This window comes from Pseudactinotalea sp. HY158 (genome assembly GCF_009660225.1).
Taxonomy (GTDB): Bacteria; Actinomycetota; Actinomycetes; order Actinomycetales; family Beutenbergiaceae; genus HY158.
In genome coordinates, this window is the sequence record NZ_CP045920.1 from 101227 (window position 1) to 116764 (window position 15538).

Consider the following 15538-nt stretch of genomic DNA (forward strand, 5'->3'; position numbering starts at 1 on the left):
CACTTCGGAAGGATCCCGCCCCCTCGTGACAGCCACCCCCGTCTCCAGGACGTCCCAACAGCCGGCCGGTTTCACCCTCACACCCGAGTCGAAGCGGGTGTTCATCGGCCTCATGCTCGGCATGCTCGTGGCCGCCGGCAGCCAGACGATCGTGTCGCCCGCGATGCCGATCATCGTGGCCGAGCTCGGCGGCATGTCCTATTACTCCTGGTTGGCGACCTCGGCGATGCTCGCCTCGGCCGTCATCGTGCCCGTCGTGGGCAAGCTCTCGGACCTGTACGGGCGCCGGGTCTTCTACATCTGGGGCCTCGTGCTGTTCATGCTGGGCACGGTGCTCGCCGGGTTGGCCGGGAACTTCTGGTGGCTCGTGGGCGCCCGGGTGATCCAGGGTCTGGGCATGGGCACCCTCATGCCGCTGTCGCAGGTGATCATCGGCGACATCATCCCGCCCCGGCAGCGCGGCAAGTACCAGGGCATCATGGGCGCCGTCTTCGGCATCACGTCGGTGGCCGGGCCGCTCGCGGGCGGGTTCATCACCGACCACTGGGGCTGGCGCTGGCTGTTCTACGTGACGCTGCCGATCGGCATCGCGGCCCTCGTCTTCATCGTGAAGAACCTCCACCTCCCGCACACCCGGCGGGAGGCGAAGCTCGACGTGGCCGGGATCTCGCTCCTCACGGTCGCGCTCGTCGCCATCCTGCTCGCGACCTCGTGGGGCGGGACCACCTACCCGTGGGGCTCGTGGGAGGTGCTCGGGGCATACATCCTCGGCTTCGTGATGCTGGCGATCTTCATCCCGGTGGAGCTGCGGGCGAAGGAGCCGGTGATGCCGCTGCACCTGTTCCGGGACGGCACCTTCACTGCCGCGAACATCGCCTCGTTCGTCATCGCGATGGGCATGTTCGGCTCCATCTTCTACATCCCGGTCTACGCCCAGGGCGTCATGGGTGTGAACGCCACGAACTCGGGCCTCATCGTCATGCCGATGTCGCTCGCGATGATCCTCGTGAGCGTGGGGGTCGGGCTGCTCATCACCCGCACGGGCAGGTACAAGGGCTTCATGCTCACCGGGAACCTGCTCATGGTGGTCGGCTTCCTCCTGCTCGTCGACCTCTCCTACGGCGACCCGATCTGGCACCTGCGGATCGCGATGGTCGTGCTCGGCCTCGGCCTCGGCACCGGGATGAGCACCTATGTGCTCGTGGTGCAGAACAAGGTGCCGATGCGCGATATGGGCGTGGCCACCTCGGCCGTGCAGTTCTTCCGCAGCGCCGGGGGCACCGTGGGGATCGCGATCCTCGGCACGATCATGACCTCCCGCATGGGCCCGGCGATCGCCGGGCATCTGGCCCCGGGGGCCGATGCGGGCGCGATCGGCGGCATGGATGCGAGCAGCGTGCTCGACCCCGACAAGCTCGCGCACCTGCCGGGCCCGATCGTCGACGCGGTCCGCATGGGCATGTCGGACGCCCTCCATCAGGTCTTCGTCGTGGCCACGCCGATCGTGCTCATCGCCTTCCTCGCCACCCTGTTCATCAAGAAGCTGCCCCTGCGCGACACCCTGCACGAGCCGTCCGGGCAGCAGGTCGAGGAGGTGCTCTCCGAGGACGCCGCCCAGGATGCCGAGGATGCTGAGGATGCAGTGGGCGCAGCGGCTGTCATGGACGCAGCGGTCGCGGGAGGCACAGCAGACACACGAGACACACGAGACATAGGGGACACAGCGCACGCAGTGGACGCAGTGGACTCAGTGGACTCAGTGGACTCAGTGGACGCAGTGGACGCAGCGGACACGGTGGACACAGGAGACGCAGCGAAGGCAGACGTGCTCGAGCGCGGTGTGCTCGTCGACCGGGCCGAGTGACGCCCCGCCGGGGGTGACCGCGGGCGGCCGCGGGTGGCTACCTGACGTCGACCAGGGCCGAAGGGTTGAAATCCCGGCGCGGATCAACGATCTGGCCCTGGTCGGCTGTCGGATCAACGATCTGGCCCTGGTCGGCTGTCGGATCAACGATCTGGCCCTGGTCGGTTGTCGGATCAACGATCTGGCCCTGGTCGGTTGTCGGATCAACGATCTGGCCCTGGTCGGTTGTCGGTTCAGGGTTCTGGCCCTGGTCGGCTGTCGGTTCAGGGTTCTGGCCCTGGTCGGCGCCGCCGTTGTCCAGGCTCTCGCCGACCGACCGACCGAGCGACGTGCCGACCGACCGACCGACCGAGCGACGTGCCGACCGAGCGACTGACGGGCCGACCCCGACGTGCCGACCGACCGATCGACGGGCCGAGTGATGTCCCGCTGCGGGCCCGCTACCGTGGCCCGCATGCCCGCTGCCCCCGACGCGACCCACACCCCTGATGTGACCCGCACCCCCGCTGACCCCGACGCGACTCGCACCCCCGCTGCCCCCGTCGCGTCCCGCACCCCCGACGTCCCCGTCGCGACCCGCACACCGGCCGAGCCGATCGATCACGACGCCGCCCGCCGGCTGTGGGCGGCCTACGGGGCCGCCACGGGCGCCGTCCATGATCAGACCTACGAGGCGGACACCTTCGGCGACTCCCTCGAGCTCGCGAACAGCCTGCTCGCGGCGGTCACGCACGGAACCAAGCGGGCCACGAGTTCGCTGCTCGCGGACTTCGAGGCGGCCGGCGAGGCGCCGCCGGTGATCGGCGCGCACTGGGTCGCGTGCGATGGCCACGGGGTGCCGCGGGCGATCCTGCGCACGACGGAGCTGCGCATCGCCCGCTTCGCCGAGGTGGACGAGCGGTTCGCGCGCGACGAGGGGGAGGACGACGGCTCACTCGCCTCGTGGCGGCGCGAGCACCGCCGCTATTGCGAGCGCACGTGCGCCGCGCGTGGGGCGACCTTCGCCGAGACCGACGAACTCCTGCTCGAGCGGTTCACGCTCGTGTGGCCTCCTGCGATTGCTGATGCTGCCGATGCCGCTGATATCGGGGATACTGCTGAGATCGGGGATGCCGCCGATCTCGAGGATGCCACCGGCGCGTAGCCGCTACTCCTGCGTGACGGGCGGCTTGTCCGACCACGGGAAGGCGATCCACTGGGGCGTGTGCTTCCACGTGTAGTCCGGCTCGATCACGCTCACCGGCTTCGTGTACAGCACGGCCGAGCGCGCCTCCACGGAGATCATCTCGGTCGGGCTACCGTCGTCGTCGACCTCCGCCAGGATGCCCTTGTCGCGCACGAGGTTCATCACGAGCCGCAGCGTCTTGCCCGAGTCGGCCACGTCGTCGACCACGAGCACCTTGCGCCCGGGCAACTCGGAGGTGTCCATGAGCGGCGGCAGCACGACGGGCTCCGCGAGCGTCTCGCCCACGCCCGTGTAGAACTCCACGTTGAGCGTGCCCATCGCCTTGACGCCGAGGGCGTAGGAGAGCGCCCCGGCCGGCAGCAGCCCGCCGCGCGCCACGGCGACGACGAGATCGGGCATCCAGCCCGAGGCCACGACCGACCTCGCCAACTCCCGGGTCGCCTCACCGAAACCCTCCCAGGTGAGGATCTCCAACTCCCGATCGGTGGCGACGTCGTCGAATGCTTTGCCCATGGACGTACTCTACGCGCGCACCGCCGCGCCCCGAGGCCCGTTCGCCCGCCCACCCGCGCAGAACCCGTCGGGCGCAGGCGTGGACACCGGTCGCCCCCGGCCGTACGTTCGAAGTAGCGCCGACCAAGCGGGCGCCCGCACGCCGAACCGGAGGTGGACCCTCGTGAGAATCGGATCGAGCATCGCCCTGATCATCATCGGGGCCATCCTGGCCTTCGCGATCTCGGACGTCGTCGAGGGCGTGAACCTCACGCTCATCGGCTACATCCTCATGGCCGGGGGGCTCCTCGGCCTCATCCTCAGCGTCGTCTTCTCGGCCCGCCGCGGCCGGACCACGACGACGATCCAACAGTCGGGCCCCGGGGGCGTGACCGAGCGCCGAACGGACTCTCGCTCCGATGGCCCACCCACCCCCTGACCTCGGCCGCCGCGTGGATTCTCGCCGGCCCGCATTCGTGACGCCGGGCGGGGAATGTCACCCGTTCGCCCGCCGGCGCCCGCGCGCCGGACGAGTGTGCCCACCGTCGCGGGAATCCGCGTAAAGTGGCCGAGGTGTCCGAGCCGATGAAAAATGCCCATGTCCTCATCACGGGTGCCACCGGATTCGTCGGGCAAGCCGTGCTCGAGAAACTGCTGGCCTGCTACCCCACGACCCGCATCTCGCTGCTGGTGCGGCCCCGGGGGGCCCTGAGCGCCGAGGTCCGCGTGACCAAGCTGCTGCGCAAGGCGTGCTTCACCCCGTGGCGCGAGAGCGTCGGCGCCGCGGAGGCGGACCGGATCGCCGCCGAGCGCGTCACCGTGATCTCCGGCGACCTCGGCGACGTGCCGCCGCTGCCGGGGGACATCGACGTCGTGGTCCACTCGGCCTCGACCGTCTCCTTCGATCCGCCGATCGACGAGGCGTTCGCCGCGAACGTCGACGGCCCCGTCTCGCTCTACGAGGCGCTCCTCGCCTCCGGCTCCGACCCGCACGTCGTGCACGTGTCGACCTGCTACGTGGCCGGCATGCGCAAGGGAGTGAGCGAGGAACGCTCCCTCGAGCACCACGTGGACCGCGTGATCGAGACCGCCCGCGCCCTCGGGGCCCGCACCGAACTCGAGGCGGCATCGCGCCGCCCGGCCGTGCTCGGACCGATCCTCGAGCGGGCCCGCGCCGAGCACCGCCGCGCCGGCGCCCAGGCCGTCGCCGAGGCCGCCGAGGAGGCCCGCACGACCTGGGTGCACGACAAGCTCGTGCGCGCCGGCCGACTGCGCTCGCAGTCGCTCGGCTGGCCCGACGTGTACACGTTCACCAAGGCCCTGGGCGAGCGGGTCGCCGAGGACCTGTGGGGCCGGGCCGGCCACCGGCTCTCGGTCGTGCGACCGACGGTCATCGAGTCCTCGTTCAGGCACCCGTACCCGGGCTGGATCGACGGGTTCAAGGTCGCCGACCCGCTCATTGCGGCCTACGGGCGCGGCATGCTGCCGGAGTTCCCGGCCCTGGCCGACACGATCCTCGACATCATCCCCGTCGACCACGTGGTCAACGCGATCCTGGCCGTCGCGGCCACCCCGCCCGAGCCGTCGGAGCCGAACTACTATCAGGTGGCCTCCGGCATCCGGAACCCGCTGCGGTTCGGCCGGCTCCTGCGGATCGTGCGCGACTACTTCTCGGAGCACCCCCTCAAGGACGACGCCGGTTCGGTCGTGCAGGTGCCGAAGTGGTCGTTCCCGTTCGGCCGGCAGGTCGAACGGAGCATGCGCCGCCGCGAGTGGGCGGTCGACGTCGCCGACCGGGCCGTGGGCCGGCTGCCCGCGACGAACCGCAGCCGCGAGTGGCTCTCGGGTCTGTACAAGGCCAAGCGGGACCTGGGCACGTTGCGCAAGTTCAGCGACCTGTACCAGCCGTACACCCAGACCGAGATCATCTTCGACGACGCCCACACCCGCGCCCTGCACGAGGCGATCCCGGCGGAGTCGAAGGAGCTGCACGGCTTCGACGTGACCGAGATCGACTGGGAGCACTACCTCCAGGACGTCCACATCCCGAACGTGCCGGGCCTGACGCGATCCCGACAGGCCCGCCCGACCGCGGGCGGCGCGCCCAAGGCGCTGCCGCAGCGCACCGACGTGCTCGCCGTGTTCGACATGCACGGCACGGTCGCGGCCGCGAACCTGCTCGAGCACTACGTCTGGGTCTCGCTCGCGACCGGGAAGGGCCGGGCCCTGGCCGACCTGAGCGCCATGGTCGCCTCCTCGCCCACGTACCTGCAGGCCGAGCACCGCGACCGCGGCGACTTCATCCGCAACTTCATGCGCCGCTACGCCGGGGTGGACGAGTCCGAGCTGCGGGAGGTCATCGCCTCCCAGATCGCCCCGAGGCTGCGGGCACGGCTGCTCGAGGAGGCGGTGGCCCGGATCGCCGAGCACCGCGCCGCCGGGCACCGCACCCTGCTCATCACCGGCCAGGTCGACGTGTTCGTGGAGCCGCTCGCGGACCTCTTCGACGAGATCGCCGCCGGCTCGATGGAGAAGGACGCCGCCGGGCTCTGGACGGGCTACCTGGCCACCTCCCCGCTCGTCGACGAGGCCCGCGTCGCCTGGCTGCAGCGGTACGCCCGCGACCACCATCTCGACCTGAGCGCCTCCTACGCCTACGGGGACACCTACGCCGACCGGCCGTGGCTCGAGATCGTGGGGCACCCGAGCGTGGTCAACCCCGACACGGCCCTGTACCGGTACGCCAAGTCGAAGCGGTGGCCGGTGCTCAGCTGGACCACGACCGCCGACCGCGGACTCACCTCGATCGTGCGCTCGCTGCGCCCCGTGAAGGAGGACCGGTGAGCGCACCCGAACCATCGGTCGTCCGCGGCCGGGCCCTCATCACCGGGGGATCGGCCGGCATCGGCCTCGCGTTCGCCAAGGCGCTCGCGGCCCGCGGCTGCGACCTCGTGCTCGTCGCCCGCACCCAGGCGGCGCTCGAACGCGCGGCGGAGCGGCTGCGCACGGCCTACGGGGTCGAGGTGAGCCTCATCGCGGCGGACCTGTCCACGCGCGAGGGCACGGACGCCGTCACCACGCGGTTGGCGGCGGAGCCGCCCATCGACATCCTCGTGAACAACGCGGGCTCCGGGCTGCACGAGCCGTTCGTGACCGAGAACATGGCGGCCCACACGCGCGGGATCGACCTCATGGTCACGGCCCCGCTGCTGCTCGGGAGCGCGGCCGCCGCGGCGATGACCCCGCGCGGGCACGGCCTCATCATCAACGTCGGCTCGGTGGCCGGGCTCATCGCGATGAACAACTATTCGGCGATCAAGGCGTGGATGAACACGTTCTCCGATGCGCTCGGGCTCGAGCTCATCGGCACGGGCGTGCACGTCATGACCCTGCTGCCGGGCTGGGTGCGCACCGAGTTCCACCAGCGCGCGAAGGTGGAGGCCTCCCGGATCCCGAGCTGGCTGTGGCTGAGCGCCGACCGGCTCGCGGCCGATACCCTGGCGGCCGTGGAGAAGGGCAAGTCGCGGGTGGTGCCGTCGAAGCGGTTCAAGATCCTCGCGTGGCTCGCCTCGCACGCACCTCGACCGGCGGTGGAGTGGGCGACCTCCCGGATCAAGAAGGGACGCCGTGAGAAGTAAGCCCACCGACCGCTACCACTGGGCCTGGCATCGCGCGTTGCGGCGCGTCGCCCAGCGCGGACCGATGCGCGCGCTCATGAGCTCGCTCGTCTCGGTGCGTGTGGACGGCGAGGCGAACGTCGCCGGGCTCGAGGGACCGTTCATCGTGGTCGCCAACCACTCCTCGCACCTCGATGCACCCGTGCTCATCACCTCGCTGCCGTACTCGCTCACCCGGGACCTCGCGACCGCAGTCGCGGCGGACTACTTCTACGAGCAGAAGTGGCGCTCGACGCTCACGTCGGTGTTCTTCAACTCCTATCCCGTGGACCGGGAGGGGAGGAAGTCGAAGCGGGCGGGCCTGAGCGTGTCGCTGCTGCGGCAGGGCATCCCGCTGCTCATCTTCCCGGAGGGCACGCGCTCGCGGACAGGGGAGATGGCGCGGTTCAAACCCGGGGCGGCGGCGCTCGCGCGGGCGCTGCGGGTGCCGGTGGTGCCGGTCGCGCTCGTGGGCGCCCACGATGCGATGCCCGTCGGCCGGAACTGGCCGGTGCCGGGCCGCCCCGAGGTGCGCGTGCTCATCGGTGAGCCGGTGCGCGTGCGCAGCGGGGAGTCACTGACAGATTTCAACTCCCGGGTCGAGGCCCGGGTGGTCACCATGCACACGACCGGCACCGCGTTGCCCGCCGCCGACGGCGGCGACGAGGACATCCGTGAACAGGAGGACGAGCGATGAGCGAAGTCATGCACCACAAGTGGTGGGGTTGGGGCGTCGAGGGGATCGCGTTCACCCACGACAACAAGCCGCGGTTCGCCCCGTTCGTGCTGGAGAAGGTCGCCATCGACCTCTCCGAGCCGGGCGGGAAGCCGCCCGCGTTCGACGACATCACGGTGCCGACCTCCCTGCTCGGCGACGGCGACGCCGACCGGCTGCGGGGGATCGTCGGCGACCACCACGTGACCACGGACGACCTCGAGCGCGTCGTGCACACCTACGGCAAGGGCCTGCGCGACCTCGTGCGCGTGCGGGCGGGTGACCTGCCCAGGGTGCCGGACGTCGTCGTCTATCCGGCGAACGAGCAGGAGGTGCGCGCGGTCGTCGACATGGTCGACGAGCGGGACGCCGTCCTCATCCCCTACGGCGGCGGTTCGAACATCTCCGGGTCCCTCACGCCGCAGGCGGGGGAGAAGCGGCTCATCATCTCCCTCGACCTCGGGCGGATGAACCGGGTGCTCGAGATCGACGAGAACTCCGGGCTCGCCCGGATCCAGGCCGGCGTGCTCGGCCCGGACATGGAGGACCAGCTCGGTGCGGCCGGCTGGACCACGGGCCACCAGCCCGACTCGTTCAAGCACTCGACCCTCGGCGGCTGGATCGCGACCCGGTCCTCGGGCATGCAGTCCGACAAGTACGGCGACATCGCCGACATCACCCGGGGGCTGCGGCTCGTGCGTCCCGGGAAGGTCGTGGAGCTGCGCCCGCTGCCGGCGACGTCGTCCGGCCCGAGCGTGCGCGAGATGATCCTCGGCTCCGAGGGCCGCCTCGGGGTGATCACCGAGGCGTGGGTGAACGTGCACCGGCTCCCGGAGAACCGGGAGGTCATCGCCTACCTGTTCCCGAACTGGGCGGCCGGCCTCGAGGCGATGCGGCAGATCTCGATCTCGGACGCGACCCCGAGCATCACCCGGGTCTCCGACGCCCCCGAGACCGCGTTCTCGCTCTCGACCCAGAAGGAGTCGACCTCGCTCGCCTCGAAGGTCGGGCCGATGCTCTTCGACCTGCTCGCCAAGCGCGGCTGGGACCTGGACAAGGTGTGCCTGAGCTATATCGGCTACGAGGGCGGTTCCGCGCTCGTGCGCTCGAACAAGTCGATCGTGGGCAAGATCGTGTCGAAGAACGGTGGGATCCGGCTCGGCAAGGGGCCGGGCGACCTGTACGACCAGAAGAAGTTCGACACGCCCTATATCCGCGACTTCCTGCTCGACCGCGGCGCCGTGGGCGATGTGTCCGAGACCGCCGCCCCGTGGGACCGGCTCGGCGAGGTGTACCACCGCGCGATGCGGGCCGCGAAGGGCGCATTCGCGGAGATCGGCGTGCAGGGCTTCGTCATGTGCCACCTGTCGCACTCGTACCACTCGGGTGCCTGCCTTTACTTCACGTTCGCGTTCCGGCCGGCCGACGTCAACGGCGAGGCCGCCCCCACGGGGGCGATGCTCGACCAGTACGACGTGGTCAAGTCCGCGATCCAGCAGGCCTTCATGGACTCCGGGGCCACGCTCTCGCACCACCACGGCGTGGGCGTGGACCATGCGCCGTGGCTCGAACAGGACCTCTCTGAGGGCGGGGTCGACCTCATGGTCGGCCTGCTGAAGTCCGCCGACCCGAAGCGCAACCTCAATCCGGGCACACTCATCCCGCCGCACCGGGAGTGGTGAGCCGGTCGGGAACGCCTGACGTGGTGAGCCGACGCCCCAAGGTCGCCGCCCCGATCATCGACGGGTTGCACCTGGTCGACCTGGCCGACGCGATCGGCGAGGAGCTCGTCGCCGGTGGGCACTACGAGGCACGTCGGTACACCGGGGCCGATCTGGCTGGTCGTGACCTGACCGGGGTGGTTGTCAGCGAGTGTGAGTTCCTGGATCTCGCGGCCAACGAGGTACAACTGCGGGGAGCTCGGTTCGCCGAGACACGTCTCGTGCGTGTCAACGCACCGATGTTCCAGGCCGCCCGCTCCACCTGGCGCGACGCCTGGATCGAGGGTTCCAGGTTCGGCGCGGTCGAGTTGTTCGACGCTGATCTGCAATCCGTGCGCGTCTCGGATAGCAAGCTCTCGTTCGTGAACCTCCGCTCGGCGACGCTGCGGGATGTGCACTTCGCTCACTGCGTCATCGACGAGCTCGACCTCGCGCAGGCGCGTGCCGAGCGGATCGCGTTCGAGGGCTGCACCGTGGGGCGGATCCGGTTCGATCATGCACAGCTGCGCCACGTTGATCTTCGCGGCCTTGGGCTGGGCGGGATCAGTGGGATCAGCGGGATTGAGTCGATGGACGGCGCCGTCATCTCCTCCAGGCAGGCCGCCGAACTCACGGGCCTCTTCGCGGAGCACCTGGGGATCACGGTCGCCGGCTAGATGTTTCGGGTCATGACCTTCTGAGGGGCGTCGAGCTGACAAGATCACACGGACCCGCCACCCGGCCTGGCTAGTATCACCCTCCCTCGTCGTATACCGTGGAGACACCGATGCAGCACTGTGGACAACTCAGGCGAATCTGTGGACAGTCCTGCGGATGGCTGACTGTCGACGCGGATATCAGCGAGTGAGGAGATGATGATGAGCGCAACGATCCAACGCATCTCGCGCCAGGACGCACTGGCGCGCCAGCGCGAGATCCTGAAGGCGTTGCGCGTGAGCGCTCATGATCTGCTCGAACGCGTCGAGCGGTACGACTTCGACTTCGACGACCAGGTCCTCGCCGAGGAGTACTCGCGACTGCAGTTCCTCCTGACCGGCTCTCGGTGAGCCTCGAAGATCTCGCCGGCGACTTCGCGGATTCTCTCACGACGACGACCCGTGCCGTCGTCGGCCGTTCCTGCCCGCAATTCACTGCCACAGCCGTCGGCGACGAACCCTCGCTGTTCACGGTCTGGCAGGGTGCGAGCGCTGGTATCCCCCTGGCGATAGATGGAACGCCGACCTACCTACTCCGGGCCGAGTACGACTGCTGCCTCGATCGCGAAGAGGAGTACCTCCGTGTCGATGCGTCGCGCATGACTCTCTTCTACTCGCCCAATGAGAGCCCTCGTCATGCGCCGCTGATTCGATACGAGTTCCAGCGAGCGGCGCGATCCGTCCCAGTCGCGCACTTCCACGTGCATGGCTCAGGAACGCCGTTCGATGATGGCCCGACCGACATGGATGCCGTCATTGCGATGTCCGGCGGGGCGACCCGTCGCGGCCGCGTGCGCCAAGCAGACATCGATCGCGGCAAGTACCCAAGGCACCAGGACTTCCACTACCCGCTCGGTGGTGAGCGTTTCCGCCCGTGCCTCGAAGACGTACTCGAAGCACTCATCTCCGAACTAGGGATCGACCACGAAGATGGGTGGCGCGGCGCCCTCATCGCGGGCCGCGTGGCATGGCGGCTCCAACAAACCGCAGCCGCGGTGCGAGACGCTCCAGAGACCGCAGCGGCAACACTTCGGAAGCTGAAGTACACGGTCGCAGCGCCGCCCAGTGGGCCGGTACTCGACAATATTGAGCGGCTTCGCGCATTCTGAGCACCGCCACGTCCAGGCCGGCCGGAGCAGTAGGGCGGGCGCGTTGCTCGCGCGCAAGTCGTCGTGCCCCGACCTGTCAGGGTGAGTTGAGGCCGGCACCTCATAGCAAGCATGACTCGTCGGGTGAGAATGAGCTCGGGGCTCACCAAGACGCGGGTGGACGGGGCCGATCGAGGGCCTTGCTCATCCGGAAATTGATCAGCTCGACCCCAGCCCGGACCGGGTGTTGCTCGACCACCACGCGGAAGCCGTGGCGTTCGAAGAACGGCCGGGCGGTGAGGCTCACATCGGCGTGGAGTTCGTCCGCGGCGTACTCGCGTGCCCGCCGCTCGGCCTCGGCCAGCAGGGTGTGGGCCACGCCCCGCCGCTGCCGCTCGGGCGCGACGAACATCATGTCGATATAGCCGTGCCGGTCGACGTCGGAGAATCCGGCGACCTCGCTGCCGACCGTGGCGACGAAGCTATTCCGGGCGGCCATCCCGGCGTGCCAGCTCGCCGGCTCCCGCTCATCCGGCCGGGCCCAGGCCCGCACCTGCTCCGGGGTGTAGTCGGCCGCGGCGGTCCGCGTGATCGCGGCGAGGAAGATCGCGAGCGTTGGGGCGGAGTCCCGCTCCTCATAGGTCCGGATCCGGATAGACCGGTCGGAAGAATTGGCGGGCACGGAAGGCTCGATGGACTCGATGGGCACGCGTGTCATCGTGCCATCGAGCGGCCGAGTGCTCGCTGTGAAATGGTCAGTGTCAGCGTCAGCGCCAGCCGAGGCCGGGTGCGACATGGGTGAGGATCGCGCCCAGGATGTGGGCGTTGTAGTCGACGCCGAGCTGGCTCGGCACCGTGAGCAGCAGGGTGTCCGCGGCGGCGATCGCCTCGTCCGCGCGGAGTTGATCGACGAGCGCCTCGGGCTCATCGGCGTACGTGCGCCCGAAGACCGAGCGAACCCCGCCGATCGAGCCGAATAGGTCGGCGCGGTCGCCGCTGCCGAGCAGGAGGCGGCGGTCCTCGTCGGAGGTGATCGCGAAGATCGACCGCGACACGGACACCCGTGGTTCGAAGCCGTGATCGTGGCGCGCCCATTCGGTGCGGAACGCCTCGATCTGCCGGCGCTGCTGCACGTGCAGGGGCTCGCCGGACTCGTCGTCCTTGAGGGTGGAGGACATGAGGTTCATGCCGTTGGCCGCGGCCCAGCGGGCGGTCGCATCCGATCCGGCGCCCCACCAGATCCGCTCCCGCAGGCCGGGTGAATAGGGCTCGATCCGCAGCAGCCCGGGCGGATTGGGGAACATCGGGCGCGGGTTCGGCTCGGCGAACTGCCTGCCCGTGAGCGCGTCGAGGGCGACGTCGGTGTGGCGCCGGGCCATGTCCGCGTCCGTCTCGCCCTCGACGGGTGAGAAACCGAAGTGCCGCCAGCCGTCGATCACCTGCTCGGGTGAACCGCGGGAGATCCCGAGCTGGAGCCTGCCGCCGGAGATGAGGTCCGCCGAGGCGGCGTCCTCGGCGAAGGCGAGCGGATTCGCGTACCGCATGTCGATGACGCCCGTGCCGATCTCGATCCGCCCGGTGCGCGCCCCCGCCGCCGCGAGCAGCGGGAACGGCGACCCGAGCTGGCGGGCGAAGTGGTGCACCCGGAAGTACGCGCCGTCCGCGCCCAGCTCCTCCGCCGCCACGGCGAGTTCGATGCTCTGGGCGAGCGCGTCGGCCGCGCTCCGGGTGGCCGAGGCCGGATGGTCCACCCAGTGGCCGAACGAGAGGAAGCCGATGCTCTTGCGTGCGCTCATGTCCGGCTCAACCCCCGGCCGGGGACCGCTATTCCGGGAGGCGCCGTGGCGGCCGGGCACGCCGGGCGCCCGACCCGGCGCGCCCCCTACGGCGGGCCCGCTCACGCCCGGGTGAGCGGGCGCCGTCCTCAGTCTCGGAACGTCTCGATATCCGCGCCGAGGCTGATGAGGCGGTCGGCGAGCTGCTCGTAGCCGCGGGCGATGATGTCGACGTTGCGCAGCACGCTCGTGCCCGTCGCGGCGAGCATTCCGAGCAGGACCACGACGGCCGGGCGGAGCGCGGGCGGGCAGCTCACCTCGGTGCCGCGCCAGCGGGTGGGCCCGGTGATGTCGAGGCGGTGCGGGTCGAGCAGGCGCACCTGGGCGCCGAGCCGGGTGAGCTCGGTCAGGTAGATCGCGCGGTTGTCGTAGACCCAGTCGTGCACGAGGGTCGACCCGCTCGCGCAGGCGGCGATGAGCGCGAAGAACGGCAGATTGTCGATGTTCAAGCCCGGGAACGGCATCGGGTGGATCTTGTCGATCGGGGCCCGCAACTCGCTCGGGTGCACGGTGATGTCCACGAGCCGGGTGCGCTCGTTCGCGCTCAGGTACTCGGGGCTGAGCGTGTAGTTCAGGCCCATCTCCGCGAGCGTGGCGAGCTCGATCTCGAGGAACTCGATCGGGGCGCGGGCCACGGTGATCTCCGAGTCGGTCACGATGCCGGCGGTGAGCAGGCTCATCGCCTCGACCGGGTCCTCCGACACCGTGTACGTGACGTCCGCCGCGAGGGCCGAGCGGCCGTGGATGCGCAGGGTCGTCGTGCCGATGCCCTCGATCCGCACCCCGAGCAGCTCGAGGTAGAAGCACAGGTCCTGCACCATGTAGTTGGGGGAGGCGTTGCGGATCGTGGTCACGCCCTCGTGCGCGGCCGCGGCCATGATCGCGTTCTCGGTCACCGTGTCGCCCCGCTCCGTGAGGACGACGGTCAGGTCGCCTCCGCTGCGCCCGCGCACCGTCGCGCGGTACGCGCCGGTCGTGGCGAGCACGTCGAGACCGAACGGGCGCAGGGCGATCATGTGCGGTTCGACCGTGCGGGTGCCGAGGTCGCAGCCGCCCGCGTAGGGGATCGCGAAGTCGTCCTCACGGGCGATGAGCGGCCCGAGGAACATGATGATGCTGCGGGTGCGCTTGGCGGTCTCGGCGTCGATCGCGTCGAGGTCGAAGACCGCCGGCGGCACGAGCTCGAGGTCGCGCCCGTCCGCCGACCAGGTGGCCCGCATCCCGATCGAGGTGAGCACGGCGACGATCCGCTCGACCTCGACGATCCGGGCGACGTTGCGCAGCCGGGTCGTTCCCTTGTTGAGCAGCGAGGCGCACAGGAGGGCGACCGCACCGTTCTTGGAGGAGTTGACGCTGATCGTCCCGCTCAGGGGGGTGCCGCCGGAGACCCGCAGGTGGGTCGGTTTCGCCGCGCCGATCGTGACCAGATCCGCGTTGAGTGCGGCGTTGATCCGGGTGAGTAGGTCGACCGAGAGGTTCTGTCCGCCCGATTCGATCCGGGCGATCGCCGACTGGGTGGTGCCCAGGCTCTCGGCCAGCTGGCTCTGGGTGATGGCCTTGGCCTGTCGGGCGGCCCGGATGAGGGTGCCGATCTCGGTGGCGGGGGCGGGGGCTGAGGTCACAGCGGTCATAGCGGAAACGATATGTCGCTCCTCCGGGTGGGGCCAGCAACTGTGACCCGGTCGGCATGTCGCTCAGCCGCGGCGGGCCTCGAGCAGTTCGGCGACGAGGCCGCGGAGCTCGGCGATGTCGTGCCCGGTGGGGCCGCCGTGGATCGCCGCGTGGGCGTAGATGCCGTCGGAGATGAGGACGACGGCGCGCGCGACCGCCTCATCCCCCACCTCCTCGAGCACCGCCTCCCGCCAGGCCTCGTCGGCCGCGGCGAGCGCGGCGCGGGCCTCGGCGTAGCCGGCCTGGGCGAGGTTGACGGCCGCGATGTATGCGGGCTCGAACTCGGAGTCGAATTCCGCGCTCGTGCGCAGGATGTGGGCCGTGGCCCCGTCGGGGTCGGCGCGCATCTCGGCGACGTCCTCCTCCGTCAGGCGGGTGAGGTGCTCGATGAGGCCCGTGACGAGCGCGTCCTTGGAGCCGAAGTGATAGAGCAACCCGCCCTTGGAGATCCCGGCGGCCTTGGCCACGGCCTCGAGCGTGGCGGCCCGTTCACCGCACTCGACCACGAGGTCGACGAAGGCGTCCAGCGCGCGCCGGCGGGCGGTCGGGGGGCGGGGCATGTGGCCAGTGTAACGAGAAAACTTCAACCAACCGTCCAGACGGTACAGTAACCTG

At 70.1% G+C, this 15538-nt stretch carries 16 protein-coding genes; 11 read left to right on the top strand and 5 right to left on the bottom strand.

What is annotated here, in order from left to right; all coding sequences use genetic code 11:
- The first annotated feature begins 25 nt into the window (after nucleotides 1–25).
- The 3 genes from GCE65_RS00465 to GCE65_RS00475 all read left to right on the top strand — a co-directional run bounded on the left by GCE65_RS00465 (nucleotide 26) and on the right by GCE65_RS00475 (nucleotide 3008).
- Nucleotides 26–1864, top strand: a complete 1839-nt coding sequence (locus GCE65_RS00465; RefSeq protein WP_228760030.1) for an MDR family MFS transporter — start codon at nucleotides 26–28, stop codon at nucleotides 1862–1864.
- 13 nt (nucleotides 1865–1877) lie between these two features.
- Complete coding sequence (locus GCE65_RS00470) at nucleotides 1878–2240, top strand: hypothetical protein (RefSeq protein WP_153876994.1); 363 nt, start codon at nucleotides 1878–1880, stop codon at nucleotides 2238–2240.
- 78 nt (nucleotides 2241–2318) lie between these two features.
- Nucleotides 2319–3008, top strand: a complete 690-nt coding sequence (locus GCE65_RS00475; protein ID WP_153876995.1) for an ASCH domain-containing protein — start codon at nucleotides 2319–2321, stop codon at nucleotides 3006–3008.
- A gap of 3 nt (nucleotides 3009–3011) precedes the next feature.
- On the opposite strand, the gene GCE65_RS00480 is transcribed toward GCE65_RS00475, so the two are convergent.
- A complete protein-coding gene (locus tag GCE65_RS00480; RefSeq protein ID WP_152817938.1) occupies nucleotides 3012–3563 on the bottom strand; it encodes a phosphoribosyltransferase in 552 nt (183 codons plus the stop codon).
- Nucleotides 3564–3726: 163 nt separating this feature from the next.
- On the opposite strand from GCE65_RS00480, the gene GCE65_RS00485 reads away from it, so the two are divergent.
- The 8 genes from GCE65_RS00485 to GCE65_RS00520 all read left to right on the top strand — a co-directional run bounded on the left by GCE65_RS00485 (nucleotide 3727) and on the right by GCE65_RS00520 (nucleotide 11438).
- Complete coding sequence (locus GCE65_RS00485) at nucleotides 3727–3981, top strand: DUF6458 family protein (protein WP_153876996.1); 255 nt, start codon at nucleotides 3727–3729, stop codon at nucleotides 3979–3981.
- Nucleotides 3982–4127: 146 nt separating this feature from the next.
- Nucleotides 4128–6386, top strand: a complete 2259-nt coding sequence (locus GCE65_RS00490) for an HAD-IB family hydrolase (protein WP_153876997.1) — start codon at nucleotides 4128–4130, stop codon at nucleotides 6384–6386.
- Nucleotides 6383–7180: an SDR family oxidoreductase gene (locus tag GCE65_RS00495; RefSeq protein ID WP_228760031.1), complete on the top strand. Its 798-nt coding sequence runs from the start codon at nucleotides 6383–6385 to the stop codon at nucleotides 7178–7180. The genes GCE65_RS00490 and GCE65_RS00495 overlap by 4 nt, the downstream gene beginning before the upstream one ends.
- Nucleotides 7170–7895 carry a lysophospholipid acyltransferase family protein gene (locus tag GCE65_RS00500; protein WP_152817936.1) on the top strand — a complete coding sequence of 242 codons (726 nt, stop codon included), beginning with the start codon at nucleotides 7170–7172 and terminating at the stop codon, nucleotides 7893–7895. Before GCE65_RS00495 ends, GCE65_RS00500 begins: the two co-directional genes overlap by 11 nt.
- On the top strand, nucleotides 7892–9595 hold the full coding sequence (locus GCE65_RS00505) for an FAD-binding oxidoreductase (protein ID WP_153876998.1): 1704 nt from the start codon (nucleotides 7892–7894) through the stop codon (nucleotides 9593–9595). The genes GCE65_RS00500 and GCE65_RS00505 overlap by 4 nt, the downstream gene beginning before the upstream one ends.
- Before the next feature lie 23 nt (nucleotides 9596–9618).
- On the top strand, nucleotides 9619–10290 hold the full coding sequence (locus GCE65_RS00510; protein WP_228760032.1) for a pentapeptide repeat-containing protein: 672 nt from the start codon (nucleotides 9619–9621) through the stop codon (nucleotides 10288–10290).
- 201 nt (nucleotides 10291–10491) lie between these two features.
- Nucleotides 10492–10680: a hypothetical protein gene (locus GCE65_RS00515; protein WP_153877000.1), complete on the top strand. Its 189-nt coding sequence runs from the start codon at nucleotides 10492–10494 to the stop codon at nucleotides 10678–10680.
- The gene (locus tag GCE65_RS00520) at nucleotides 10677–11438 is read left to right on the top strand and encodes a hypothetical protein (protein WP_153877001.1); all 762 of its coding nucleotides are present in this window, start codon (nucleotides 10677–10679) and stop codon (nucleotides 11436–11438) included. Before GCE65_RS00515 ends, GCE65_RS00520 begins: the two co-directional genes overlap by 4 nt.
- Before the next feature lie 142 nt (nucleotides 11439–11580).
- Here the strand turns inward: GCE65_RS00520 and GCE65_RS00525 are convergent, their stop codons facing one another.
- The 4 genes from GCE65_RS00525 to GCE65_RS16775 all read right to left on the bottom strand — a co-directional run bounded on the left by GCE65_RS00525 (nucleotide 11581) and on the right by GCE65_RS16775 (nucleotide 15483).
- Complete coding sequence (locus GCE65_RS00525) at nucleotides 11581–12126, bottom strand: GNAT family N-acetyltransferase (protein ID WP_228760033.1); 546 nt, start codon at nucleotides 12124–12126, stop codon at nucleotides 11581–11583.
- A gap of 58 nt (nucleotides 12127–12184) precedes the next feature.
- Complete coding sequence (locus GCE65_RS00530) at nucleotides 12185–13213, bottom strand: LLM class flavin-dependent oxidoreductase (RefSeq protein ID WP_153877003.1); 1029 nt, start codon at nucleotides 13211–13213, stop codon at nucleotides 12185–12187.
- Nucleotides 13214–13341: 128 nt separating this feature from the next.
- Nucleotides 13342–14883, bottom strand: a complete 1542-nt coding sequence (locus GCE65_RS00535; RefSeq protein ID WP_152817930.1) for a UDP-N-acetylglucosamine 1-carboxyvinyltransferase — start codon at nucleotides 14881–14883, stop codon at nucleotides 13342–13344.
- A gap of 63 nt (nucleotides 14884–14946) precedes the next feature.
- Entirely contained in the window at nucleotides 14947–15483 is a 537-nt protein-coding gene (locus GCE65_RS16775; protein WP_152817929.1) for a TetR/AcrR family transcriptional regulator, read from the bottom strand.
- Nucleotides 15484–15538 lie beyond the last annotated feature (55 nt).